This is a genomic window from Nocardiopsis sp. EMB25, from assembly GCF_026797795.1.
Lineage (GTDB): Bacteria > Actinomycetota > Actinomycetes > Streptosporangiales > Streptosporangiaceae > Nocardiopsis > Nocardiopsis lucentensis.
Map to the genome: position 1 here is coordinate 2055686 of NZ_JAMTDN010000001.1, position 24620 is coordinate 2080305.

Annotated in this window: 16 protein-coding genes (1 of these 16 cut by a window edge); 14 read left to right on the top strand and 2 right to left on the bottom strand. The window is 71.9% G+C overall.

What is annotated here, in order from left to right:
- The 3 genes from KIK06_RS08895 to KIK06_RS08905 all read left to right on the top strand — a co-directional run.
- A protein-coding gene (locus KIK06_RS08895; protein ID WP_268642755.1) for an ADP-ribosyltransferase crosses the window boundary here: on the top strand, nt 1-1369 show its 3' portion. The gene continues 25784 nt to the left of window position 1, outside the view; only the last 1369 of its 27153 coding nucleotides appear in the window; its start codon lies off the left edge, out of view; its stop codon occupies nt 1367-1369.
- A gap of 104 nt (nt 1370-1473) precedes the next feature.
- Complete coding sequence (locus tag KIK06_RS08900) at nt 1474-2253, top strand: hypothetical protein (protein WP_268642756.1); 780 nt, start codon at nt 1474-1476, stop codon at nt 2251-2253.
- Between the two features lie 54 nt (nt 2254-2307).
- Nucleotides 2308-3582, top strand: a complete 1275-nt coding sequence (locus tag KIK06_RS08905; protein ID WP_268642757.1) for a S8 family serine peptidase — start codon at nt 2308-2310, stop codon at nt 3580-3582.
- Nucleotides 3583-3646: 64 nt separating this feature from the next.
- Here KIK06_RS08905 and eccCa read toward each other — a convergent pair whose 3' ends face one another.
- Nucleotides 3647-7609: a type VII secretion protein EccCa gene (eccCa, locus tag KIK06_RS08910; protein ID WP_268642758.1), complete on the bottom strand. Its 3963-nt coding sequence runs from the start codon at nt 7607-7609 to the stop codon at nt 3647-3649.
- Between the two features lie 215 nt (nt 7610-7824).
- On the opposite strand from eccCa, the gene eccD reads away from it, so the two are divergent.
- The 10 genes from eccD (at nt 7825) to KIK06_RS08960 (ending at nt 22746) form a co-directional block, all read left to right on the top strand.
- On the top strand, nt 7825-9225 hold the full coding sequence (gene eccD / locus KIK06_RS08915) for a type VII secretion integral membrane protein EccD (RefSeq protein WP_268642760.1): 1401 nt from the start codon (nt 7825-7827) through the stop codon (nt 9223-9225).
- 1 nt (nt 9226) lies between these two features.
- Nucleotides 9227-10672: a type VII secretion protein EccB gene (eccB, locus tag KIK06_RS08920; RefSeq protein ID WP_268642761.1), complete on the top strand. Its 1446-nt coding sequence runs from the start codon at nt 9227-9229 to the stop codon at nt 10670-10672.
- A gap of 68 nt (nt 10673-10740) precedes the next feature.
- Nucleotides 10741-11061 (top strand): hypothetical protein, encoded by a 321-nt coding sequence (locus KIK06_RS08925; RefSeq protein ID WP_268642762.1) that lies wholly within the window; start codon nt 10741-10743, stop codon nt 11059-11061.
- Between the two features lie 41 nt (nt 11062-11102).
- Complete coding sequence (locus tag KIK06_RS08930) at nt 11103-11399, top strand: WXG100 family type VII secretion target (protein WP_017600824.1); 297 nt, start codon at nt 11103-11105, stop codon at nt 11397-11399.
- 153 nt (nt 11400-11552) lie between these two features.
- A complete protein-coding gene (locus tag KIK06_RS08935; RefSeq protein WP_268642763.1) occupies nt 11553-14066 on the top strand; it encodes a hypothetical protein in 2514 nt (837 codons plus the stop codon).
- A gap of 61 nt (nt 14067-14127) precedes the next feature.
- Nucleotides 14128-17007: a hypothetical protein gene (locus KIK06_RS08940; RefSeq protein ID WP_268642764.1), complete on the top strand. Its 2880-nt coding sequence runs from the start codon at nt 14128-14130 to the stop codon at nt 17005-17007.
- Nucleotides 16928-17230: a hypothetical protein gene (locus KIK06_RS08945; protein ID WP_268645910.1), complete on the top strand. Its 303-nt coding sequence runs from the start codon at nt 16928-16930 to the stop codon at nt 17228-17230. Before KIK06_RS08940 ends, KIK06_RS08945 begins: the two co-directional genes overlap by 80 nt.
- A gap of 59 nt (nt 17231-17289) precedes the next feature.
- The gene (locus KIK06_RS08950) at nt 17290-17655 is read left to right on the top strand and encodes a hypothetical protein (RefSeq protein WP_017600826.1); all 366 of its coding nucleotides are present in this window, start codon (nt 17290-17292) and stop codon (nt 17653-17655) included.
- 49 nt (nt 17656-17704) lie between these two features.
- Nucleotides 17705-19324: a hypothetical protein gene (locus tag KIK06_RS08955; protein ID WP_268642766.1), complete on the top strand. Its 1620-nt coding sequence runs from the start codon at nt 17705-17707 to the stop codon at nt 19322-19324.
- A 98-nt stretch (nt 19325-19422) separates the two neighbouring features.
- On the top strand, nt 19423-22746 hold the full coding sequence (locus KIK06_RS08960; protein ID WP_268642768.1) for a right-handed parallel beta-helix repeat-containing protein: 3324 nt from the start codon (nt 19423-19425) through the stop codon (nt 22744-22746).
- Between the two features lie 41 nt (nt 22747-22787).
- Here the strand turns inward: KIK06_RS08960 and KIK06_RS08965 are convergent, their stop codons facing one another.
- Nucleotides 22788-24059, bottom strand: coding sequence for an oxidoreductase (locus tag KIK06_RS08965; RefSeq protein ID WP_268642769.1), 1272 nt, complete (start codon nt 24057-24059; stop codon nt 22788-22790).
- Between the two features lie 82 nt (nt 24060-24141).
- Between KIK06_RS08965 and KIK06_RS08970 the strand changes: the two genes are divergently transcribed.
- On the top strand, nt 24142-24582 hold the full coding sequence (locus tag KIK06_RS08970) for a MarR family winged helix-turn-helix transcriptional regulator (protein WP_268642770.1): 441 nt from the start codon (nt 24142-24144) through the stop codon (nt 24580-24582).
- Nucleotides 24583-24620: the final 38 nt, after the last annotated feature.

Here is a 24620-nt window from a genome sequence, read left to right on the forward strand (position 1 = left end):
GAACCCCGACGACCAGGCGGCCGGGCCGTCCGACGGCGGCACCGACACGGACGACGCGGACGAGCCGTACTCCGGCTTCGGCTCCGCCGACGCCCCGGGCACCGTCGGCACGGACGCCGACGACACGAGTGGGGACGAGGACACGTCGATGTCGGACCCCGCACCGGAGCCGGGCACGACACCCGACGCGGCCTGGATGCGGGACCCGGACACGGTCCTGGGACCGGACGGGATGCCCGGTCTGGACTGGACGTCGGACCCAGAGCGCCCAGAGCGCCCAGAGTCGGACGGGGCGCCGGCATCGGACCCGGAGCCGGGCCCCAGGCTGGACCAGGGCGGGATGCCCGACCTGGACTGGATGCTGGACGCTCACCCGGCGGACGCGGATCACGGCATGGACCGGGCGGTGGACCCCCCGCCCGGGGCCTCTCCCGACGCGCTCCCGGGCACCGTCCACAACGACGGCGTCCGGCGCTTCACGACGAACGAGGAAGGGGACAGGTACGGCAACGAGTTCCTCGACGACCCGCGGAGGAACCCCCACTCGTTCCGGAACCTCACGGACGAGCAGAGGTTCGCGGTGGTCGGTTACACCAGGGTCAGCTGGCCGTACAACGACATACTCCGAGCCGGGGACGATGACGCCAGAAGGAGGGTGCTGGCGGACTGGACCCGGGGCGACGTCTCCGGCTGGCCCCTGGACGAGCTGACCGGACCGCTGCTGAGCCCTCCCACCCTGAACGACGTCGTCCACGCCGCCGGGCGCGAGGACCTGAACGCGCACCAGTGGGCCGTGGTCCACGACATCGTGAACTCGCCCGATCCCGGAGCACGGCTCGCGGAGCTGTGGGGCCGCGACGCGGCGCACGCCGAGGCTCTGATCAGCGCGGTCGGGCGGTTCTCCCGCATCGAGGACGTCGAACTCCGGATCGGCCTCATCGACCAGGCGCTCGAACGGAGCGTCCTTCCCGAGCCCGTCCTCACGCACCGGGGTCTGGAGAGCATCGGCTTCCTGGACGGGTTCGATCCGGACAACCTGGAGGCGCTCATCGGGACGATCCAGACAGAGCTCGGCTACATGTCGACCTCCCTGGGCGCGGAAGCGGCTCCGCCCAGCTCCGGTCACGCACGGATCCACCTCCACCTCACCCTGCCCGCCGGAGCCAGGGGGCTCTGGCTGGGCGGGAACAGCTCCGTCCCCGCCCAGCGGGAACTGCTCCTGCCGCGTGGCACGCGGTACGTGATCACAGGTGTGACGAGAAGCGCCGACGGGACGATCCACATCGACGCGGGGGTCCTCGTACCCACCGACGGCCGCGCCCCGCAGGGCACGATCGATCCGAGCATGCTGGCATGGCCACGAACGTGACGGCGGGGCCGGCCGACCAGAGTGAACGGGAACCGGCGCGCAAAGCCCGGTACGAGACCGCGCGGGGGCGCCTTCCCGCGCGAACCGGATGGGAGACACCACACATGGCCGACACGGCACGAAGCGGCAGGGGCCGCTACCGGACCTCGACGTCGTCGCCCGTCCGCTACCGCCCCATCACCCTGGGGGAACGGGTGATCGCCTACCTGTGGGCCGCCACGCAGGAGGACGCGGCGAGCTGCGTCATGGTGCTGGCCGCCGCCGAACCGATCGTCCGGCTCAGGGTCGCGTCGCAATGGTCGAAACGCCTACAGGAAGCCGGCGACCAGGGCATGACCGCGACACAGGCACTCGAACACTGGAGCGGCTCTCCCGAGGACCCCGTCGCGGGGTCGCTCGGCGGACCCGCACGGGAGGCGGCGAACCTCGACGAACTGTACGAGCTCGCCAACCCCGGGCACGAGAGCGCTCCCCCGCTGGTCCGCGACCGCCCCGAGGAGCCGGGACGGGGCCGCGCACCGGACTGGGGCCCGCTGTCACCCTTCACCCTGGACGTGCGCTCCTACCACCCCACGACCGAGTCAGCGGTGCGGTACCTGCCGGTCCGCGACGACGAGCAGGTGGTGGGGTACCTGTGGGCCGCTGAGACGGACGACGCGGCGTCCTTCATCGCGACGACGGCTTCGGGCCGGGCGGGTTCGGTGGCCAAGTCCCACTGGATCCGGTGGATGGTCGAGCGCAGGAGTGAGGAGCTGAGCCCGCTGGAGGCCCTGCGCCGGGCCGCCCGGGAACCCGAGACCCCCTACGGCGGCCGGGTCGCCCCGGACACCCCCGAGGCGACCGCCCCCAGTCTGCGGGCCCTGGAGGAGATCGCCTGGGCCTGACGCGGACACGGCCCCACCACGGATGCACGAGCGAGGACGAGAGAGCGACCCCCGATGAACCAGCAGCGTCCGACACCCGGTCGCGCCACACCCACCACCCGACCGGTCCGAGTCGCGCTGGCCGCGCTGCTCGCGTTCGGTCTGGCCCCCTCCCCGGCCCTGGCCTCGACGGACGAGCCCGCGGCTCTGCCCCAGATCACCCAGTTCAAGGGGGCCGACGACGCGTGCGCCGCGCCCGGCGCGGACGTGGTCGCGCGGGTGCCCTGGACCTCGCAGGCCCTCGGGCTGACCCGCGCCCACGAGCTGAGCCGGGGGCGCGGGACGTCCGTCGCCGTTCTGGCCACCGGCGTGGACGGCGGGGTGCCCGCCCTCGCGGGCGCGGTCGAGGGCGCCGACGCAGGAGACTGCCTGGGGTACGGCACCTTCCTGGCCGGGATCGTCGCGGCGCGCCCCCTCCCGGACAGCGGCCTGGTCGGGGTGGCTCCGGAGTCGGTGGTGGTCGAGGTCCCGACCGGGGACGCCGACACCGGTCTCGCCTCCCCCGCCGACATCGCCGCCGGAATCACCGAGGCCGTCGGCGCGGGCGCCCGCGTGATCCTGGTGGGCACCGCCGCCTTCCAGGGGTCCGCCGCCCTGGACGAGGCGGTGGCCGCGGCGACCTCCGCGGGCGCGCTCGTCGTGGCCCCGGCCACGGTTCCCACACCCGACGGCCCCTACCCCGGATACCCGGCCCAGGACCCGGCCGTGCTGAGCGTGGCCGCCCACGACGCCGCCGGGGAGGTCGTGCTGGGCGAGCCCCTGATCATGCCCGGCGGCGAGCTGGCACGGGTCGACGTCACCGCGCCGGGAGACCGGGTGCTGAGCGTGGGGCCGGGCGGTGCGGGCCACGTCACCTCGGGCGGCGACGGGGTGGCCGCCGCGTTCGCCGCGGGGGCGGCGGCGCTGCTGGTGTCCCGGGAGCCGGACGCGTCCCCGGCCCGGGTCCGGGAGCGGCTGATGTCGACCGCCTACGGGTCGGCCCTGGGGTCGGTGGACCCGGTCGTGGGCAGTGGACGCGTCGACCCCCTGGGCGCGCTCGCCGCCGATCCCGCGGCCGCGGCGCAGGAGGCGGCGGCACGGGTGCGCGGGGAGGCCCTGGTGCCCGGACCGTCCGGTCTCGGGTCGGTGGAGGCTCCGGTCACCGCGGCGGTGGTGGGGGGCTCCGCGCTGCTCGTCGTGCTGTGCGGGGTGGGCGGCGCGGTGCTGCGCCTGGGACGGGACCGGGGCTGGCGCCCGGCCGCCCCGGGTGAGCGGGTGACCCCGGAGGAGGACCCGCGCCCCGTCGTCTGAGGTCGGCCCGACGGCCCCGGAGCGGCGTTCCGCCCCCGGGGCCGTCGGGCCGACCCAGGGCGTGTCACCCCTCCGCCCCCTCGGCGATGGCCAGCTGGACCTCGACGGGGTCGCGCCGGGAGATCCACAGCGCGCGTCCGGGCGGCATCTTCCTCGCCCGGACGTTGCCGAACAGCATGCCCTCCGAGGGCGGGACGGACAGCATGATGCTGGGCGTGTTGAAGTCGATCATCGAGCGGATCACGGGGTCGTTGGAGGCCCTGCTGAAGCCGCCCGCCGCGTGGACGAGGACGACGTGCATGCCGATCTCGGCTCCCTGGGAGAGCATCGGCAGCAGCGGTGTCAGCGGGCTGGGTCCGCTGCCGGAGACCATCTCGAAGTCGTCGATGACGATGAACAGCTCCGGTCCCGTCCACCAGTCGCGCTTGCGGATGCGGTCGGGGGTGACCTCGGGCCCCGGCAGGCGGGCCTTCATCGCCTGGGCGGCGGCGACCATCATCTCCTTGACGTTGTCGGGCGAGACCGCGTACCCGAGTCGCATCTCCTCGGGGATGGCGTCGTAGAGCTGGCGGCGCTGGTCGGCCAGGACCACGCGGGCGGTCGTCGAGTCGTAGTGCTCGCGGATGGCGTTGGTGACGTGCCGGAGCAGGGTGGTCTTGCCGGTCTCGGTGTCGCCCACCACCAGCAGGTGCGGGGTCGCGGAGAAGTCGTGCCAGAACGGCTGCATCCGGCGGCTCTCCAACCCCAGCGGGATCTTCAGGCCGCCGGTCTTGGTGAGCTGGGACGCGGGCAGCTCCGCCGCGTGCAGGACGGGGGGCAGCGTGCGCACCGGCGGGGCCTCGGGGCCGTCCCAGGCGGTGCGGATCCGCTCGATCAGCTCGCCCACGCCGACCGAGAGGGTCACCGGGTCGGCGTCCCCGTCGGCGCGGGGAAGGCCGGTGAGGAAGTGGTGCTTGTCCTCGGTGATGCCCCGGCCCGGTGTGCGGGGCACGGTCTGGGCGGCGCGCATGTGGACCATGGAGTCGACCGGGTCGCCCAGACGCAGCTCGAACCGGGTGCCCATCAGGTCGCGCACGCCGGTGTTGAAGTCGGCCCAGCGCGGTGAGGCCACCACGACGTGCAGTCCGTAGTTGAGGCCGCGCTGCACGAGCTGGACGATGGGCGGGATCAGGTCCATGAAGTCCTGGCGGATGGTGCCCCAGCCGTCGATGACGAGGAAGACGTCACCGTAGGGCTGGTCGGCGAACTCCCCGGCGGCCCGGCGGCGCCGGTAGGTCGTCATCGAGTCGATGCCGTGCTCGGCGAAGAACGACTCGCGTTTGGTGAGCAGCTCGTGCATCTCCATGATGGTGCGGTTGATCCGCCGCTCGTCCGTGCGGGCCGCGACGCTGCCCACGTGCGGCAGGGGGCTGAGCGTCTGGAGGACGCCGCCACCGCAGTCGATGCCGTAGAACTGCACCTGGGCGGGGGTGTTGACCACCGCCAGGCCCAGGATGAGCGAGGCGAGCAGGGTGCTCTTGCCGCTCTGGGGGCCGCCCGCGACACCCACGTGGCCGCCCGCGCCGGTGAGGTCGGCGGTGAGCGGGAGCCGGGCGTGTTCGAAGGGGCGGTCGATGACGCCGAGCGGGACGCGCAGCCGCCCCTGGTCGGTCCAGGCGAGCCCGCCCTCGGGCATGCCAACACCCACCATGCGCTGGAGCTCGTCCATCAACGGCGGCACGTCCAGCGGCGGGAGCCAGACCTCGCGGGCGGTCGGGCCGCGGTCGTGCAGCGCCGACAGGGCCGTCCCGAGCAGGGTGTCGGGCTCCTCCTGGGGTTCCTCCTCGACGGGCTCCTCCGGTTCGGGGTCGGGCAGGGGGACGTGGAAGTCCGTGAAGGGGACGACCTCGCCGCCGACGGTCAACCGGTTCGCGGCGCGCGGCCGAACCCGGTAGGCGCCCGAGACGTAGGCGGCCTTGAACCGGGTGAGGGTCTCGGTGTCGGTCTTGAGGTAGCCGTTGCCGGGCGCCGACGGGAGTTGGTGGGCGTCGGGGACGCCGAGGACGCCGCGGCTCTCGATCGCGGAGAAGGTGCGCAGCGCGATCCGGTAGGACAGGTGCCCCTCCAGTTGGTGCATGCGCCCCTCGTCCAGTCGCTGCGAGGCCAGCAGCAGGTGGACGCCGAGGCTTCGGCCCAGGCGGCCGATCATGACGAACAGGTCCATGAAGTCCCGGTGCGCGGCCAACAGCTCGCTGAACTCGTCGACGACGACGAGGAGGGTCGGCATCGGCTCCATGGACGGGTCGGACTCGCGGGCCTTCTCGTACTCGTGGACGGAGCTGAAGTTCCCGGCGGCGCGCAGCTGCTCCTGGCGGCGGACCAGCTCGCCGTTCAGGGCGTCCTGCATGCGGTCGACCAGGATGGCCTCGTCGGCCAGGTTGGTGATCAGCGCGGAGGTGTGCCGCAGCCCGTCGAGCCCGATGAAGGTCGCGCCGCCCTTGAAGTCGACGAGGACGAAGTTGAGCGTCTCGGACGAGTGCGTGAGCGCGAGCGCCAGGACCAGGGTGCGCAGCAGTTCGCTCTTGCCGGATCCGGTGGCGCCGATGAGCATGCCGTGCGGCCCCATGCCGCCCAGCGCGGACTCCTTCAGGTCCAGCTCCAGCGGCGCGCCCTCCGCGCTGATGCCGATGGGCACCCGGAGCCGGTTCTTGGGGTGCAACTCGCTCCACATGCGCTCGGCGTCGTGGTCGTGCAGGTTGGCGATGCCCACCAGACTGGTCAGCTCGAAGTCGGTGGTCAGCGGCTCGGTGACCTCGACCTGCATGCCGATCCGGTAGGGGGCGAGCAGTCGGGCCAGACTGGTCGCGCGGTTCAGGCTGAGGACGTCGGGACGGCCGAGGGGCGTCTCCACGGCGCGCCCGCTGTGGTCCTCGGAGAGCATGACGAGCTCGTCCGGCTCCACCCGAAGGGACAGGGTGTAGGGGTCGTCGTCGGGCGGCATGGGGTCGGCCACGTCGACGATGACGGCGTTGCGGTAGCCGCCGCCGAGCAGCCGTGACCCGGCGGGCACCTCGCCTCCGTCGACCACGATGACGGTGTAGGGCTCCTCCCTGTTGGGCACACCGGAGGGGTCGAAGCGCGGACGGTCGGCCAGGTCCTCGCCGAGCAGCCGCTCCAGTTCGATCGCGTTGTCGGTGAACATCCGGGCGGGTCCGGCCCCGTCGCGCTCGGTGGGGTGCTGGGTGTGCGGCAGCCACTTCGTCCACGACCACGCCTCACGGGTCTCCGCGGACGCGCACACGGCCAGGCGCAGTTCGTCGTGGGCGTGGAAGACGGCCAGCTGACCGATGAGCGCGCGGACCAGGGCGCGGCAGCTCGCCTCGTCGCCGCGCAGTGAGAGCCGGGCGTAGCCGCGCAGGTAGACCTGGACGGGCTGGTCCTCGACCGTGCCGTAGGCGCGGATGAAGCGGCGCAGGGCGTGCGCGGCGAGGGGTTCGAGGTCCTCCACGGGCTTGGACGAGACCGGCGAGATGGTCATGGCCATCGCCTGCTCGCCCACGCCGACGCGCACCTCGGCGAAGTCCTCGTCGTCGGCGCGCCGCTCCCACAGCCGCGAGGTCCGCACGATCGACCACAGGGCGTCGGGCTGCGGCGCCCGCCAGAGCATGGCGTCGCGCTGCTCGGTGACCACCTCGCGCAACCGGGCGCGCATCTGCTTGAGGTAGCGCAGGTAGTCGCGCCGGTCGTCGTTGAGGGCGCGTCGGCGCTCCAGCATCGTGCGCAGGTACTGGCCGCCGAGCATCGCGACCGCGCCGGTGAGCATCATGCCGCCCGCGACGTAGGGCATCGCCCCGCCGCCGGAGCCGCCGGGACGGATGAACAGCATCATCATCGCCATCGAGGTCAGCGCCATCGGCAGGTACATGAAGACCGACGACATGCTCGACTGCGGCTCGGAGAGCTCGGGAGGCTCCTGGAGGGTGATCTCGCCGCTGGGCAGGTCGGGGCCCGGGCGGCGCGGTGGTCGGCGGACGAGGATCGTACCCACGGAGCTGGGCCTCCCTTATGGGCGAATGAGACGTACACCTCGATTTCGCCTTGGTTCGAGGTGGTTCTGTTCCCATGATGCCAAGCAAACGCTAGTGTTGTCACATAAGCTCACACATACAGAACCCGTAACCAACACAGTTCCAAAGTCCGTGTGACACGCCGTGACGGTCCGCCACACGCTGGAACACATCACCCTGAGGGGTGGGAACCCGCATGACCGACCCTGCCGCCGCGGATCTGTGCCGTCTCGTGATCCGCGCCCCCAGCAGGTCCTTCGAGATCGCCGCGCCGTCCGAGGTGCCACTGTCCGAGCTGGTGCCGACCTTCGTGCTCTACGCCGAGGGCGACAACGGCGAGGACCTCGACGAGAGCGGGCTGGAGCACGACGGCTGGGTCCTCCAACAGCTCGGCGACGAGCCGTTCGAGGAGGACGAGACCCTCCGGTCCCTGGGCCTGTGCCATGGCGAGACCCTCTACCTGCGTCCGCGCCGCGACCAGCTTCCGCCCATCCACTTCGACGACCTCACCGACGGGGTCGCCACGGGCATGGCCGAACGCCCCGACCGCTGGCGCCCCGAGTTCTCCCGCGTGCTCCTCCAGGGCATGGGCCTGGCGGTCCTCCTCACCGGTCTCGCGGTCATGGCGATCGGCGGCGTCGGCACGCTCACCGCGCTGACCGCCGCCTCGTCCGCCGTCCTGATGCTGCTGTCCGCCGCGGCCGCCTCCCGGGCCATGGGCGACCTGCCCGCGGCCACCGTCCTGGCCGCCCTGGCCGCCCTGGCCATGGCCCTGGCCGGCGCCGCCGTGCCCACCGGCGAACCCGGACTGAGCCTGCTCGGCGCGCGGATCCTCAGCGGATCCATGACCGCGGCCGGGGCGACGGTGCTCGGCATGGCGGCCGTGGCGGGATCCGTCCCGTTCTTCGCGGGACTGTTCACCGTCGAGGTCCTGGCCGTCCTGGGCGGCGTCACGCTGATGTTCGTGCCGGGTTCCTCGGTCCCGGCCGTCGCCGGAATGGTCGCTCTGATCGCCCTGCTGACCGGCACCTTCGCGCCGCAACTGGCCTTTCGGCTCTCCGGGCTGCGCCTCCCACCGCTGCCGTCCAACCCCGACCAGCTCCAGGAGGGCATCGACCCCTTCCCCGCACGGGCCGTCCTGGACCGCACCCACCTGGCCGACCGGTTCCAGACCGCCCTGTACGCCGCGACCGGCGCGGTGCTCACCGTGTGCCTGGTCGTCCTGGCGGCGTCGCCGGGCTGGGTGCCGGTGGCGCTGTGCGTCATCGTGTCCCTGGTACTGCTGTTGCAGACCCGCGGCGTCGCCAGCGCCTGGCAGCGCGCCTTCCTGGTGGCTCCGCCCTGGATCGGGCTGACCGCGTTGACGGTGTTGTTCGCGTGGGCGGCCGGGCCCCTTCCCCGTTCGTTGGCGCTGATCGCGCTGTTCGCCGTCACCACGGTCCTGGCCATCGTGTCGTGGACGGTGCCCGGACGCCGCCAACTGCCGCACTGGGGCCGCGCCGCCGAGATCGTCCAGACCCTGCTGTGCGTGGCGATCTTCTCCCTCGTCCTGGCGGGCTTCGGCGTCTTCGCCGCCCTGCGCGCGATCGGCGGGTGAGATGCAGTCACGTCGCGACCGTGTCATGGCGCACAACTTCACCGTGGGGCGTCTGGGCACGGCGATGCTGGACGCCGACCCCGACGCGGTCGACGCCCCCATGCGCCGCACCCGCACCAGCACCTTCATCGGCCTGGCCATCGCAGCGCTGCTGTGCGTCGGATTCCTCGTCTTCGGCCTGATCTTCCCCGGCGGAGCCACCTCCTGGCGCCAGGAGGGCCAGCTCGTCATCGAACGCGACTCCGGTGCCGCCTACGTCTACTCGGGCGGCACGCTGCGACCGGTCGCCAACTACGCGTCGGCCCGCCTGATCCAGGGCCAACAGGCGAACGTCTCCCTGGTGAACGCGGGCTCCCTCGAAGGCGTACCGGTCGGCGGCCCGGTCGGCATCCCCGGCGCCCCCGACTCCCTGCCCGGCGACGAGGCGCTCGCATCGGCCGTATGGAGGCTGTGCGCACTGCCCCTGGACGACGACCGCGCGCGCACGGCGCTGACGGTCGGCACGGCACCGGAGCCCACGCCCCTGGGCGACGGGGAGGCGGTCCTCCTGGCAGGGCCCGACGGCGGCCGCCACCTGCTCTGGCACGGCGCCCGGCTGCGGCTGGACGAGGAGGGCGGCGCCGTCCAGGCGCTCGGCTACGGGACGAGTCCCGCCTACCCCGTCACCGCGGCGTTCCTGGACACCGTGCCCACGGCCCCCGACCTCACCGCGCGGGACGTTCCGGGCGCCGGAACGCCGGGCCCCGCCCTCGCGGGCCTCCAGCGCCGGGTGGGGCAGGTGTTCGCCGTGTCCACCCCCGACCAGCCGGACCAGCACTACCTGCTCACCGGGGGCGGACTCGCGCCCCTGACCCTCGTCGAGGCCCTGCTCCTGCTCGCCGATCCGGAGAACACCGCGGCCGCCTACCCCGGCTCCGCCCCCGAGGCGATCGCGCTCCCGGCGGCGGAGGCCCACGCCAACCTGGCGGCGGGCGGCGAGGACGCGACCAGGGAGGACACGCGGTCGCCCGCGGCGCCGCCCGAACTCCGGTCCGTCGACGGGCGGCTCCCCTGCCTGCGGCTCGGCGACGGAGGATCACTGTCGGTGACCCTGGACGAGTCCGGTTCCGTCAGCGCCCTCCCGGTCCAGGAAGTTCCCGCGATCGCCCCCGGATGCCCGACCCCCGACCTGATCGGCATCCCGTCCGGAGGCGGAGCCGTGGTGCGGGCCCGGCCCGTCGGCGGCGACACGGACAGCACCACCCACTACCTCGTCACCGACGCGGCGGCCAAGTACCCCGTGCCGGACGGCGACGTGCTGACCAGCCTCGGTGTGGACGCCGACGCGTCGACCGAGGTGCCCACGTCGCTGCTCAGGCTGCTGCCCACCGGGCCGCTCCTGCACCCCGACGCGGCCGCCCTGCCCCTGGGGCCGTCCGAGCGCGCCCAGAACGCGGGGTGCCCATGACCACCAACCCAGACCGAGGATCCGGCTCCGCATCGGACCGGTGACCCAGCGAGGAAGGAGACGAAGGCATGGCCGAAGGCAGGACACGGAATACAGAGCAGGCCAACGGAATCGCCCAGGAGGCGATGACGGAGGCCCACACCACCTGCAACAACGTCTACTCGAACGTGGACGGAACCCGAGACACGCTGCGCGCGTCCTGGCACGGCGCCGCCGCCAACAAGTACAGCGAGGCGCTGGTCGGCTGGCTGGAGGAGCTGCGGCTCATCACCAACGACATGAACCAGATGATCGGCACCTTCGGCGGGACCGTCCAGGCCATGCACAGCGCCGAGGACATGAACCTCGTCGAGGGCTCCCGCTGGATGAGCGACCTCAACCCGAACTGACCGGGCTGCCCCCACCCCCACGGAAGAAAGGCCACACGCACATGGACGGCTTCGACGTCAGCTACGCCTACGTCGACGAATCGACGCAGCAGCTCAGGGTCCAGACCGAAACGGTCGCCAACGCGATCGAGAACCTGGACATGCAGATGCAGACCGTCAGGGCGGACCTCGAAGGTGCCACCGCCGAGGCCTACGACGCCAAGGTCAAGCAGTGGCGACTGAACGTCGCCGACATGCGGACCCTGCTGGGCAAGGCCGAGATGGCCCTGAACCAGATCCGCAACAACTACTCCGGAACCGACAGCCGCGAGGCGGTCGAGTGGGCGTCGCTCATGTAGCCCGCCCACCGCGGCACTCCCGGCACACGCCCCCGGGCGGGCGGCCACTCCCCTCGCACCGCTCGCCCGGGTTCCCCACCCCCACCACCCCCGAACCGCCCCCGTCCGGCGGCACCGATCCCGATTCCGACAGTTCGTGTCTGAGGAGCTCCCGTGACCGAGCAGAACGAACCCCTCGACTTCACCTCCGCGCTGCTGGGCCCCCTCCCGTCCACGGAGACCGAGGGCGAGGCCGAGGCGGAGATCCATGACGCCGTCCTCTTCGCCGACCAGGCGGCACAGGACGGCGTGGCGCAGACGCGGGTCGCCGCCGGCTCCGGGCCGATCACCATCGATCCCGCGACGGGCCTGATCTCGATCCTGCACGGTTCCCACTCGGTCACCGTCGATCCGACGTCGGGGGACGTGGTCATCGACCCGGCCGGGACCGATGTCACCGTCGACGAGCAGACCGGTCGGATCCTCCTGGGCGCACCGACCACCGAGGTCCCCGCCGGAACGGCCGAGGGGGTCGTGTTCGAGCCCGCGCGGGCGTCCGAACCCATGGTCGTGGAACCGGCCGTCGCGGTGGAGGCGGTGGAGACGGTGCCCGTCGGCACCCCCGAGGAGTCGGACGTCTCCTCGGTGCTGGTCGGTCAGGAGCCGGTGCGGCGCGCGAACGAGCTCGACGACCAGGTGACCTACGAGGCCGACGGTGGGACTCCGGCGGAGCCGGTCTTCGAGCGGATCGCCGTCGAGCCCGCGGAGACGTTCGAGGCCGCGGAGACGCTCGAGGCCGGGTACGACCCCACGACCGAGCGGGTCGCTGTCACCGCGCAGGAGGGTGAGGACGGCGAAAGGTCCTCCGAGATCACGATCGACCCGGAGACCGGGCGCATCACCATCGACACCGGAGAGTCCCGAGCGGAGTCGTCCGGTGAGGAGTCCCCGGAAGGGGGCGGGGGCGAGGGCGAGGAGGCCGAGGTCTCGGTCGACCCGGAGACCGGTGTCATCACCGTCGAGGCCGGTGACCTGCGGATCGAGGTCGACCCGGAGACCGACACGATCTCCATCGACCCCGGAGACGGCGAGGTCACGACCGACCCCGAGACCGGTGTGATCACGATCGAGGAGCCGGAGGGGGATTCGTCCGACCCCGTGGCCGGGGGTGACGGGCAGCCGGGCTCCGAACCCCCTGCCGGGGGTGAGGAAGTCGGACACCCCGGGGGGAGCGGCCAGGACCCGGGGCAGGCGGGCGAGCCCGGGGGCCAGGAGGAGCCCGCCGAACCCACTGAGGAACACCCGGAGACCGGCGAGGAGTCGGAGTACGACCCCGGTGACGAGGAGAAGCCCTACGGCGAAGGATCGTACGGCGGCGGCCCCAGGGGCGGTTGGTCCGGCGACGGAGAGAAGCCCGGGGGTGAAGGGGACGGCGACCCGGAGCACGGAGGCGGCCCTCAGGACCACTACCGCAGCGGACATCCCGAGGAGGAGGGGGCCGAGTCCCTCGGGGGCGGGCAAACCGGCGGCGAGGAAACCGGTAACGGAAACTCCGGCGACGACGGGTCGGGCCACCCCGAGGGCGGAACCGAACACACCGGTGACGGCACCGGCGACGAAGGCTCCGACGGCTACGGATCGAGCCACCCCGAAGGCGAAGGAACCGGCGACCCGGAGGGCGGGAACGACGGGGCCGGAGACGACCAGGTGATGTCCAGGCTCGCCGACGACCAGCCGGGCCTGGACGGGTACGGCGGCGGCGACGGCACCGGCGATGGAGGCACCGGTAGCGACGGGGCGACCTACCCCGAAGGCGGAACCGAACACACCGGTGACGGCACCGGCGACGAAGGCTCCGACGGCTACGGATCGAGCCACCCCGAAGGCGAAGGAACCGGCGACCCGGAGGGCGGGAACGACGGGGCCGGAGACGACCAGGTGATGTCCAGGCTCGCCGACGACCAGCCGGGCCTGGACGGGTACGGCGGCGGCGAGGACGCAGAAGAAGACGACGAGGAAACCAGGTCGGGCGATACGCGGTGGAGGAGTGCACTGGACCCCGACCAGCAGGTCGGTGAGGAGCCGGAAGAAGACGAAGACAGCGAAAACGGCGGAGGGGACGACGACGGAGAGGAAGACGGGAACGGGGCAGGCGGCGAAGGAGACGACGAGGAAACCGAGTCGGATGACGAGGACGGCGAGAAAGGCGAAAGCGGCGAAGGAGGAGACGGGAGCGGGACAGGCGGAGACAAGACGGGCGATGGTGAAGGCACCGCCATCGACTTCGATCGGATCAATCAGTTCCACCAGAACTTCCTCATCCCCCTCCGTGAGCGGTGCAGCGAGGAGGTCACCCAATTGACCCGATACGCCGGGGGACCGCCGGAGGATGGTCACTTCATCCTGCTCGGAAACGGCAAACTCCTGCCACCCGCCGACTCGCTCGCCACGGAGATCGAAACGTCCATGGCAAAGATCCACGAGATCATGGTCGGCCTGGAATCGGAGTTCATCGTGATCTCCGACCGGTTGGCGAACAACGCGGCCGTGTTCCTCGACCTGGAGGAGGACCAGGAACTCACGGCCCAGCAGGTCGTGGGAATGATCGGTACCCCCTCGGCCGGCTCCTCGAGCGGCGGGGGCGGCGGCTCCCCATACCCCGGGGACAGCGGCGGGAACGACGGGTAACCCCGCAAGGACGCTCAGACCAGCGTGACAGGCCGATCAGCGGAGAAGGAGTGAGGAGCGGATGCCGGAGCTACACGAGATCATGAACATCTTCGCCGACCTCGAGGAAACCGGCGGGTCCCACCCTCCCATGCCGCCCCTGAGCAGCATCCTCGACCCGCTCTGGCTCGATCTCGGCCGGTACCACTTCCACGAGGACGACCGCCTGTTCGTGGGGTTCGACTTCAAGGACGTCGACCGGTGGTGGCGCTACAACGACGGAGATTATGGGTGGGACTACGCCGGCTACAAGATCCAGGACCAACTCTGGACCGGGGCCGACTCCGTGGAGGCCAAGTTCGTCAAGGGGCTCGCGGATCTTACCGAAGTAGCGGCGTTGGCCTACGGCGCGTACGCCTCGACGTCGTACAACCAGACCACCATCTGGGATATCTCCACGCACATCGCCTCTCTGGACGACTTCATCCAGGACTACGTGGGCAACCAGGACGCCGGCCTGATCAAGGCGTACCAGGAGATCGACGTACCCGACGGCGCCATGCAGGGCAGCGCCGCCGGCGCCTTCGCGGCGAAGATCTACGACCTGGCCAAGCGTCTGGGGGACCTGAACGTCCAACTCGACCGGTTCCACAACGGGGTCAACGATATCCGCAATGCGATCATCCCCAAGGCCGCCGCCCTGTTCGATGCGGTCGAGACCGCCATCAAAAGCCCCAACGGCACGATCAAGGGAACGATCGACAATTGGTACTTCGGTACGTCGGCCGGTTCGGAGGAGTTTCACCGCGAACGCGGGCAGTTCACCATCCTCTACCACGCCGATCCGCCGGTACGCGGGATCGTCGGCGACTCCGTCACCGACGCCAACGTCAACAGCGAGCTGAAGATGCGCTGGAAGGAGGCGTACCAACCGGTCTTCGACGCCGCCAACGATCTCTACAACACGATGACCAGCCACTACGAGACCATCTCCACGCGACTCGTGCCCATTCGGGAACCCGTGGGCGGCCTCCCCCCCGACTACAACGGTCCGGGCGGTTCCGGAGGCGACGCGGACCCGAACGCGGACTCGGACAGCGACGGCATTCCCGACTGGTTGGAGGACCTGTACGGGGACGGTCCGGACGGCCCGGACGGCGACCTCAACGACGTCCCCGACTGGCTGCAGGACCTGTACGACAACGAGGGCGGCACCGGCGGCGACGGTCCCCCGCCCCCGCTGGACGAGAACTTCCCGGGGGGCGGCGGACTGGACGACCCGTTCGGCGACGGCACGACGATCGATCCGCCGCTGAACGCCAACTTCCCCACCGGCAGCGGACTCACCGACCCCTTCAGCGGCACCGGCGACGGAACGACCATCGACCCACCACTGAACGCCAACTTCCCCACCGGCAGCGGACTCACCGACCCCTTCAGCGGCACCGGCGACGGATCAACCATCGACCCACCACTGAACGCCAACTTCCCCACCGGCAGCGGACTCACCGACCCCTTCAGCGGCACCGGCGACGGATCAACCATCGACCCACCACTGAACGCCAACTTCCCCACCGGCAGCGGACTCACCGACCCCTTCAGCGGCACCGGCGACGGAACGACCATCGACCCACCACTGAACGCCAACTTCCCGGGCGGCGACGGCACGACGGGCGGCCTCGTACCCCCGCCGCCCCTCCTCAACGGGCCTGGAACCGGCGCCACCGGCAACGACCGTTCACGCCAGGACCCGCCGCTGAACACCAACTTCCCCACCCCGGAGCTGGAGTTCGACCCCGACACCGGTCTCCCCCTCAACCCCGAGACCGGCGAGCCCTTCCCGGTCGATCCGGACACGGGCCTGCCGTTCAACCCGGACACGGGCCTGCCGATCTCCTACGATCCCGCCACCGGCCAGGCGCTGCCCATCGACCCGGTCACGGGCGATCCCATCCCCCCGGGGGAGCTGGGCAACCAGCTGGAGTTCGACCCCGAAACGGGTCTGCCGCTCGACCCCGAGACGGGAGAGCCCTTCCCGGTCGATCCGGACACGGGCCTGCCCTACGAACCGGACACCGGTCTGCCGATCAACTACGACCCCGAGACCGGCCAGGTCCTACCCATCGACCCCCTGACCGGGGAGCCGATCAGCCCGATCGAGTACCCGGACCTGTCGGGCGACGACGACCTGGGGGCGTTCGACCCGGGTCTGCCGACCGACTACGACTCCGGGGACGGGCCGTCCGTGCCCGTCAACCCGATCACCGGTCAGCCCTACGACGTCGACGACCTGGGCCTGACCTACCCGATCGACCCGGAGACCGGCGCGCCGATCACCGACGGGTTCACCGGGGGGCGGGGGCCGGACGACTACGAGATCCCGCCGCTGTCCACCCCGGATCCGATCGGTCTGAACTACGGGACCCCGACCGAGACGGACGGCCCCGCCGGCCTCACCGACGACGATCGGTCCACCGACCGGTCCTCCATGTTCCAGACCCCGGGGCCGGGCTCCTCCCAGGCGCAGGGCCAGACGGTCGCCGGAGGCCCGCTCGGATCGGCGGGCGGCGGCGCCACGGTGCCGGGCGCGGCGGGCGCCGGCCAGGGAGGAACGCCGCCCATGATGCCGCCGATGATGGGCGGCATGGGCGGCCAGGGCGGCCAAGGCGAGCGGGAACGGCAGCGCTCGACCTGGCTGTCCGAGGACGAACGCGTCTGGGGGACGGCCTCCGACGGAACGCAGACAGTACTGGGACGACCCGGACCGGGCGGTCCGAAGAAGGGAGCGGTACGCCATGACCTCGTGGAATCCGGAGCAGATGGAACAGGAGTTGGCACGTCTTCACGAGACGCTGGCGAAGGTCGATCGCGCAAGCGAAAGCCTGGGATCGGCAACCGAGGAGGTCGTGGCAAAGAGCAGGCTCGTGGGGGCCAAGGTGAACGCGAGGGGGGAACTGGTTGAGCTGAAGTTCCACAACCAGAACTACCGCGACATGGCCCCGGCCGAACTGGCCTCCGCCGTCATGGACGTCATCACCCAGGCCCGTCAGAAGATGGCCGACCGCGTCTGCGAGATCTACTCGCCGCTCGTGCCGGAGGGGCTGGACGTGAACGAGGCGATGAACGGCGAACTGGACACCCGCGCCATGTTCGAGCGGATGGGTATCCCCCTGCCGCCGCAGTAGCCGACGGGCCCACCGCATCCCCTGTCCCCCGACTGCCCCGACCGAAAGGCGTCACCACCGTGCCGAACGACAACGACCGCTTCGGCGGCTCACCCGGCGACATCGCCAAGGACGGCTCCTCCATCTACTCGGCCGCCGACTTCACCGAGGAGGTCATGGCCTACTACCAGCAGGAGCGGGCTGCGCTGGGCACCCCCTGGGGCGACAAGAACCTCGAGGGAGACGACTTCGCGAAGGACTACGACAAGGTCTTCACCCAACTGGAGGAGAACTTCAACATCTACATGAAGGCGCTGGTCCAGGCGACCGCGGACACCGCGGACAACCTGGTCAAGACCGCGAAGAACCTGGACGGGACCGAGTCCGCGAACGAGGAGATCGCGGCTGTGCCCAACCCGGGCACCGGCTCCGGCGGACGCCGGTGACCCCGTCGCACCCGACCGCCTCCGCGCGGTTCCCCGGAAAGGACCCCCGATGACCGACACCCCCCAGCGGCGCGGCCAGAACCCGGGCGACCAGATGTCGGCCGCCGACGTCCAGGCCGCACTGGCCGGATCGGCCGTCCCGGAAGCTCCGCCCGCCCCGCCCGCCCCCCGCCGGGTGCCCGGGGCCCCCGAGACCACGGCGGCCCCGGACGCCGCGCCCAGCGCTGAGGGCTCGGCCCCGCCCGGAAGGGCCGAACTCCACAGCACCGTCACCCCGGGTTCCGCCGCGGACGAGGCACTGACGGAATCGGCGCTGGACCGCCCCAGCAAGCCGGTCATGGCCGGGGCGGCCATCGCCGGGCTGCTGCTCGTCGTCTCTCCGTTCGCCTTCTCCGCCGGAGCGCAGAACGGAGCCTGGCTGCAGTCGATCCCGCTCTCGGCCGGAGGGGCCCTGGGTGAGGGCGCGGCCCAGGGCACGGCCGCCGAACCCGCGGACGCCGTCAGGGACGCCCCGGGCGGCGACGGCTCGGCCGCGGGCACCTCGGGCGAGACCACGGGTGACCCCGGCTCCGCGCCGGGCCAGGAGACCGGAAGCGACCCCACCGCCGGCACCGGGGACGGAGCGGGCGGTGAGGACCCCGGGTACATCCCCGAGGCGCTCCCCCAGGAGACCGACACCCCGGCCTTCCCCGAGGTGCCCGACACCGAGCGCAACGACGTACCGGCCGACACGCCCGCCGAGGCGGAGGGCGATGTCACGTCCGAGCGGTCGGAGCCGGCACCGGAGGAACCGGGCGGGGACGGGCGACCGGCCGGGGACGACACCGAGCCGGACCAGGACCCGGCTCCGTCGGGTGACCAGGAGCCGAGCGGCGGAACGGACACCCAGGACGCTCCGGCCGCCGCCGAAGCCGCGGGCGCCGACGAAGCCGCGGGCGGCACCGAGCCGACCGCGGCAGCGGACGAGGACACCCCCGGGGAGACCGCGCCGGACACGTCGCAGCAGCCGACCGAGGACACCCCGGGCACCCTCGCCGACCAGGGCGGGGAAACCGCCGAAGGGTCCGCGACGGCGGCCGAGGCGGACGGGGGCGGGGGCTCCATCCTGGAGGACACCGTCGAGGCGAACGGCGCCGCCGCCCCCGAACCGTACTCCGCCATCACCGGGCCCGGCTGCCTGTCCTCCCCCGGCGCCGCCTACGACCGGGCGGGCCGCTGGGACAGCGCCGAGGGCACCTCCAGCTGGGCCACCCGCCCCGGCGGCTACGGCCAGGAGGGCTGCGGCGGCGACTACGAGGCCGTCCCGGTGTCGGGGGACGCCTCCTACGGCGACGGACAGTACGCGTACTGGTCGTTCACCCCCGGCCACCCGGATGCGACCTGCGAGATCTACGTCTTCGTGCCCGACGACGAGAGCCCGCTGTGGGTCGCCGAGACCGAGGCGAAGTACCAGATCTTCTCCGGCCCCGTACCCGAGGGCGACGCGATCGCCGTCTTCGGGGTGACGCAGTCGAACGTGCGCGGCGCCTGGGTGCAGGTCACCGGCTTCACCTCACCGACCGAGCAGTTCACCGTCCAGCTGACCAACGCCGGCGAGAACCCGCTCGCCGACCAGGAGCACGCCAGTTCGCACGTCGCCGCGTCGGTGATGCGCACGACCTGCTCCTGACCCACGCCGCCACCGCGCGGGGCGGCCCCATCGGCCGCTCCGCCCGAACCACCGGGCCACCGCCTGGGGGCCGGTACACGAGATTGGAAGACACACCGATGGCCAGGCAGCTCCTCAACGTCGCACCGGACGCGCACAGGACGATCACCGACGCGGTCAAGGCGGCCAGGAACGGCGCGCTCATCACCATCGCCCCCGGGCGGTACGCGGAGAACCTCGTCCTGCTCAAGGTGGTCACGCTGGTGGCCCGCGACGGGCGGGGAAGCGTCGAGATCAGCTCCGACTCCGCGAGCGCGGTGGTGTCCGGGGCGGAGGCGGTCAAACTCTCCGGCCTCATCCTGCGCGGCCGCGACAAGGACCGGCCCGCGGTGGACATCCCCGCGGGGCAGCTGGAGATGGCCGACTGCGAGGTCGACGGCGCCGCCTGGACGGCGGTGTCGGTGCGCGGCAACGGCGCCCTCGCCATGCGCGAGAGCCGGGTGACCTGCTCAGCGGGGGCCGGTGTCGTGGTCACCTCGCCGGAGTCGACCATCATCGAGGACTGCGTGGTCGAGGACGTCGACACCAGCGCCCTGGTCATCGGCGAACACGGCCGTCCCACCGTCCGCTCCTGCACCCTGCGCGGCGCGGGCGGCAACGGGGTGTTCGCCAGCGGCCAGGCCGGGGGCGTCATCGAGGACTGCGCCATCACGGACGTCAAGAAGCCCGCGATCGCGCTGGAGGAGGATTGCGCCACCACCCTGCGCGGCATCCGCGTGCACCACACCGCGAGCGACGGGCTGACCGTCTCCAGCCGCGCCCGCCCGATGATCGAGGACTGCGTCATCGAGGACGTCGGCAAGCGGGGCGTGACGGTGCACAACGGCTCCGATCCCCAGTTCTCCCGCGTCACGGTGACACGCGCCGAGGAGGCGGGCGTCCACCTGACGGGACGGGCCCGGGGACAGTTCACCGAGTGCGAGGTGATCGACGCCAAGGGCGACAGCCTGGTCGCCGAGGACGGCGCCTCGACCGCCTTCATCGGACTGACCGTGCGCGGCGGCACCGGCACCCGGCTGCGCGGCGGGAGCACCGTCGAGTTCGACCGCGGCCTGATCACCGGCAGCCAGGGGCCCGGCGTGGTCGTCGAGGACTGCGCCCCCTTCCTGAGGGGAGTCGCCGTCACCGACACCCGGGGCCAGGGCGTGGAGTTCCTCGGCAACGGCCACGGGCGCCTGGAGGACGTGACCCTGGAGCGGACCGGCAAGGCCGCCGTCTCCGTGACCGGGGAATCCCGCCCGCTGCTCACCGGACTGCAGATCAGCGAGAGCCGCGACACCGGCGTCACGGTCGGTGCCGGCGCCAAGGCGGACCTGCGCGACTGCGACGTCTCCTCGTGCAGGGGCGACGGGATCTCGGTCCAGAACGAGGGCGAGGCCAGTGTGCTCCGTTCCCGGATCTACGGTGGGAAGCGCAACGGGGTGCTGGTGGCCGCGGGTGGGGCCGCCTCACTGCGGCGGTGCGAGATGTTCGGCAACGCGGGCGACGGCGTCCTGGTCCACTCGCGTGAGGACGTGGTCGTGGAGGACTGCTCGGTGCGCGACAACGCGCGCTCGGGCCTGCGGCAGACCGTGCGGAGTGAACGGGTCCGGGCCGAGGAGCTCCTCAGCCACGGCAACGGCGTCCCCGACGCCTACGGGGAGGACGCCGGCGCCTCGCTGCCCGCGCCGGCGGCCGACCCCTCCGCCGCCCCCTCCGACGACGACACCGGCGCCGAGGACGCCGAGGAGTCGGGGGGCCCGCTCGCCGAACTCGACGGCCTGGTCGGGCTGGGCAACGTCAAGCACGAGGTCAAGACGCTCGTCAAGCGCAACCAGATGGCCAAGCGACGCGCGGAGATGGGGCTGCCGACCCCGCCGATGAGCCGCCATCTCGTCTTCGGCGGCGCGCCCGGCACCGGTAAGACCACCGTGGCCCGGCTCTACGGCCGGATCCTCGCCGAGCTGGACGTCCTGCGCTACGGCCACGTCGTCGAGGTGGCGCGCGCGGACCTGGTGTCGCAGTACGTCGGCGGGACGGCGATCAAGACCACCGAGGTGTTCGAACGGGCCAAGGGCGGCGTCCTGTTCGTCGACGAGGCCTACACCCTCTCCGCCGGGTCGGAGGGCGGCGGCAGCGGCCCCGACTTCGGTCGGGAGGCGATCGACACCCTGGTCAAGCTGATGGAGGACCACCGCGACGAGGTCGTGGTCATCGTCGCCGGATACACCGAGGACATGGAGCGCTTCCTGGCCGCCAACCCCGGTCTGGCCTCGCGCTTCAGCAAGACGATCGAGTTCGAGAACTACGCGGTGGACGAACTCGTGGAGATCGTCCGCCTCCTGTGCGACGCGCACGGCTACGTGATGGACGAGAGCACGGTCGAGGTGCTGGGCGCCCACTTCGAGCGGGTCCCCAAGGGCCCGGCGTTCGGCAACGGCCGCGAGGCGCGCAAGGTCTTCGAGACGATGATCGACCGGCAGGCCTACCGGCTGGGCGGGGACGCGCCCGACGACCCCTCGGAGATGGCCCGGCTCATGCCCGCCGACCTGGGCCCGGACATCGAGGACGCGGCCGCGCCCGCCACGTCGGCGGACGACGTGGCCGCCCTGCGCGAGGAACTGGACGCGATGATCGGGCTCAGCGAGGTCAAGGAGACCGTGAACGACCTCGCCAACCTGCTGCTGATGTCGGAGCAGCGCAGGAGCATGGGCCTGCCGGTGGCGCCGATGAGCCACCACCTGGTGTTCGCCGGCCCTCCCGGTACCGGTAAGACGACGGTGGCGCGGTTGTACGGTCGGCTGCTGCACACCCTGGGCGTCCTGCCCGGCGGGCAGGTCGTGGAGACCGCCCGCTCGGACCTGGTCGGGCGCTACGTCGGGCACACCGCGCAGATGACCGCCGAGGTGTTCGAGCGGGCCAAGGGCGGGGTGCTGTTCGTCGACGAGGCCTACGCCCTGGCGCCCAAGGGCGACAGCGGGTCGGACTTCGGCCAGGAGGCGATCGACACCCTGGTCAAGCTGATGGAGGACCACCGCGACGAGGTCGTGGTCATCGTCGCCGGATACACCCGCGAGATGCAGCGCTTCCTGGACTCCAACCCCGGTCTGGCCTCCCGGTTCAACCACCGGGTGGAGTTCCCCTCCTACAGCGACGACGAACTGGTCACGATCGTGGAGCGGATGGCGGGCGGCTCCGGCTACGCGTGCTCCCCGGAGGCGGTGTCCGCCCTGGTCGAGCACTTCTCCGGGGTGGCGCGCGACGCGAACTTCGGCAACGCCCGCTACGCGCGCCAGGTCCTGGAGCGGATGATCACTCGACAGGCCGGCCGCCTCGTGGGGATGAGCGGGGCCACCGCCGAGGACTTCACCACGCTCCTTCCGGAGGACGTCCCGGCCGCGTGATGGGGCCCGCCCGCCGGCGACCGGCGGGCGGGGTCGCAAGGTCAGGGGTTCCCGCTGCCCGGCGTCGGCGCCCCGGGGGCCTGGCGGCGCATCCAACGCCGGTAACCGCGCAGTTGCCGTCCACGGCGGATCCGGTCGGCCACGAGCGCCCGCGTGGGAGACGAGTCGAAACAGTCGGGCAGGTTCGCCGCCATGCGGTGCATACGAGCGGTCGTCACGGCCTGGATCGCCGACGCGCGCAGCGCCTTCGAGCGCAAGGATGTCCGCGGGACGGAGACCTGCGCCTCGTTCCCGTCGAGCCAACGTCCGGCGACACCGGGGTCGGCCGCGAACGCCGTGGCGACCCCGACAAGGTCGAACCCGCTGTTCAGGGCGCGTCGCGCCACGGAACGCCGTCTGATCCCACCGGTGAGCATCAGGGGCACCGCGGCCGTGTCGGCCAGGCTCGCGGCCAGGTCGAGGAAGTAGGCCTCACGCGCCAGGGTGCGCCCGTCGGCGGGCGCACCCGAGGTGGCCAGGCTCTCCACACTGCCCCCGGAGAGCTCGACGAGGTCCACCTCCTCGGCCGCGAGCATGCCGATGACCTCCTCGGCGTCGCCCAGGTCGAACCCGCCCCGCTGGAAGTCCGCCGAGTTGAGCTTGACCGCGACCGCGAATCCGGGGCGCGTCGCCGACCGGATGCGCCGGACCACCTCCACGAGAAGGCGGGCCCGGTTGCGCAGGCTCCCGCCCCACCGATCGGTGCGGTGGTTGACCAGAGGGGAGAGGAACTGAGACAGCAGGTAACCGTGGGCCGCGTGCACCTGTACCCCGTCGAATCCGGCGCGGTCCGCGGCACCGGCGGTCGCCGCGAAGCGCGTGACGGTCTCCTCGATCCGCGTCCGGGACATCTCCTCGGGCGGTGCGAAGAACCGCGAGAAGAAGCCGGCTTGGACCGGCACGGCCGACGGAGCCCAGGACACCCCCCTGGTGTCGGCCAAGACCACGCGGCCCGGGTGGTTGATCTGCATCCAGATCCGCGAGCCCCCGCTCCTGGCCGCGACGGCCCAGCGTTCGAAGCCGTCGAGGGGGGTATCGGCTTCCAGCACGATGTCGCCGGGTTGGGCGACCGCGCGTCGGTCGATCATGACGTGGCCGGTGATCAGGAGCCCGGCGCCGCTGTGGGCCCACCGCCCGTACAGGCGGTGGAGGCCGGGGCCCGGCAGTTGGTCGGCGGAAGCGAGTTGCTCCTCCATGGCGGCCTTGGCGATGCGGTTGGGGATCACGCCACCGCTGCGCAGCGTGAGCGGTGTGTCCAGATCGACGGCGTCCACGAGCCCTCCGAGAATTTAGTTCGAGTATCGAAGCATTGCACGATTTACTTCGATCCTCAAACCAAACGCTAGGATCCTCGGTATGGACGACGAACTGCTTGAACGCTCGGTGCGCGCCAACCACGAGTTGTTCCTGTTGACCGGAGACCGCACCGAGGCGGCACTCGCGGACTTGAGCCTCACCCACGCGACCGCCTCGGCCCTGGCCGCGATCGACCCCGCGGAGGAGCCACCCACCATGAAGGCGCTCGCCGAACGGCTGTACTGCAACGCCCCGAACCTCACCTTCCTCATCGACCAGCTGGTCGATCGGAACCTGGTGGAACGCGTGGTGGCGAGGGGCGACCGCCGCCAGCGCGCGGTCCTGCTCACCGACAAGGGCGCGAGCACACAGAAGGACCTGCGGGCCATCATCCTCGCGGCCTCCCCCCTGCGGTACCTGGACGACGAGGAGCGGCTCTCGGTGGCGACCGCCCTGGAGAGCGCGCTCGCACGGGCCAAACAGGGGGCCGCCTCCGTGTGACCGGGCGGCGGGGCGCCGAACAAGGGAACCAGCCGACC

What these genes read in the sequence shown, in the direction of transcription:
- KIK06_RS08955 (WP_268642766.1), top strand. Translation starts at nt 17,705, where the DNA reads ATGACCGACACCCCCCAGCGGCGCGGCCAGAACCCGGGCGACCAGATG.
- KIK06_RS08930 (WP_017600824.1), top strand. Translation starts at nt 11,103, where the DNA reads ATGGACGGCTTCGACGTCAGCTACGCCTACGTCGACGAATCGACGCAG.
- KIK06_RS08960 (WP_268642768.1), top strand. Translation starts at nt 19,423, where the DNA reads ATGGCCAGGCAGCTCCTCAACGTCGCACCGGACGCGCACAGGACGATC.
- KIK06_RS08905 (WP_268642757.1), top strand. Translation starts at nt 2,308, where the DNA reads ATGAACCAGCAGCGTCCGACACCCGGTCGCGCCACACCCACCACCCGA.
- KIK06_RS08970 (WP_268642770.1), top strand. Translation starts at nt 24,142, where the DNA reads ATGGACGACGAACTGCTTGAACGCTCGGTGCGCGCCAACCACGAGTTG.
- KIK06_RS08900 (WP_268642756.1), top strand. Translation starts at nt 1,474, where the DNA reads ATGGCCGACACGGCACGAAGCGGCAGGGGCCGCTACCGGACCTCGACG.
- eccD (WP_268642760.1), top strand. Translation starts at nt 7,825, where the DNA reads ATGACCGACCCTGCCGCCGCGGATCTGTGCCGTCTCGTGATCCGCGCC.
- eccB (WP_268642761.1), top strand. Translation starts at nt 9,227, where the DNA reads ATGCAGTCACGTCGCGACCGTGTCATGGCGCACAACTTCACCGTGGGG.
- KIK06_RS08925 (WP_268642762.1), top strand. Translation starts at nt 10,741, where the DNA reads ATGGCCGAAGGCAGGACACGGAATACAGAGCAGGCCAACGGAATCGCC.
- KIK06_RS08940 (WP_268642764.1), top strand. Translation starts at nt 14,128, where the DNA reads ATGCCGGAGCTACACGAGATCATGAACATCTTCGCCGACCTCGAGGAA.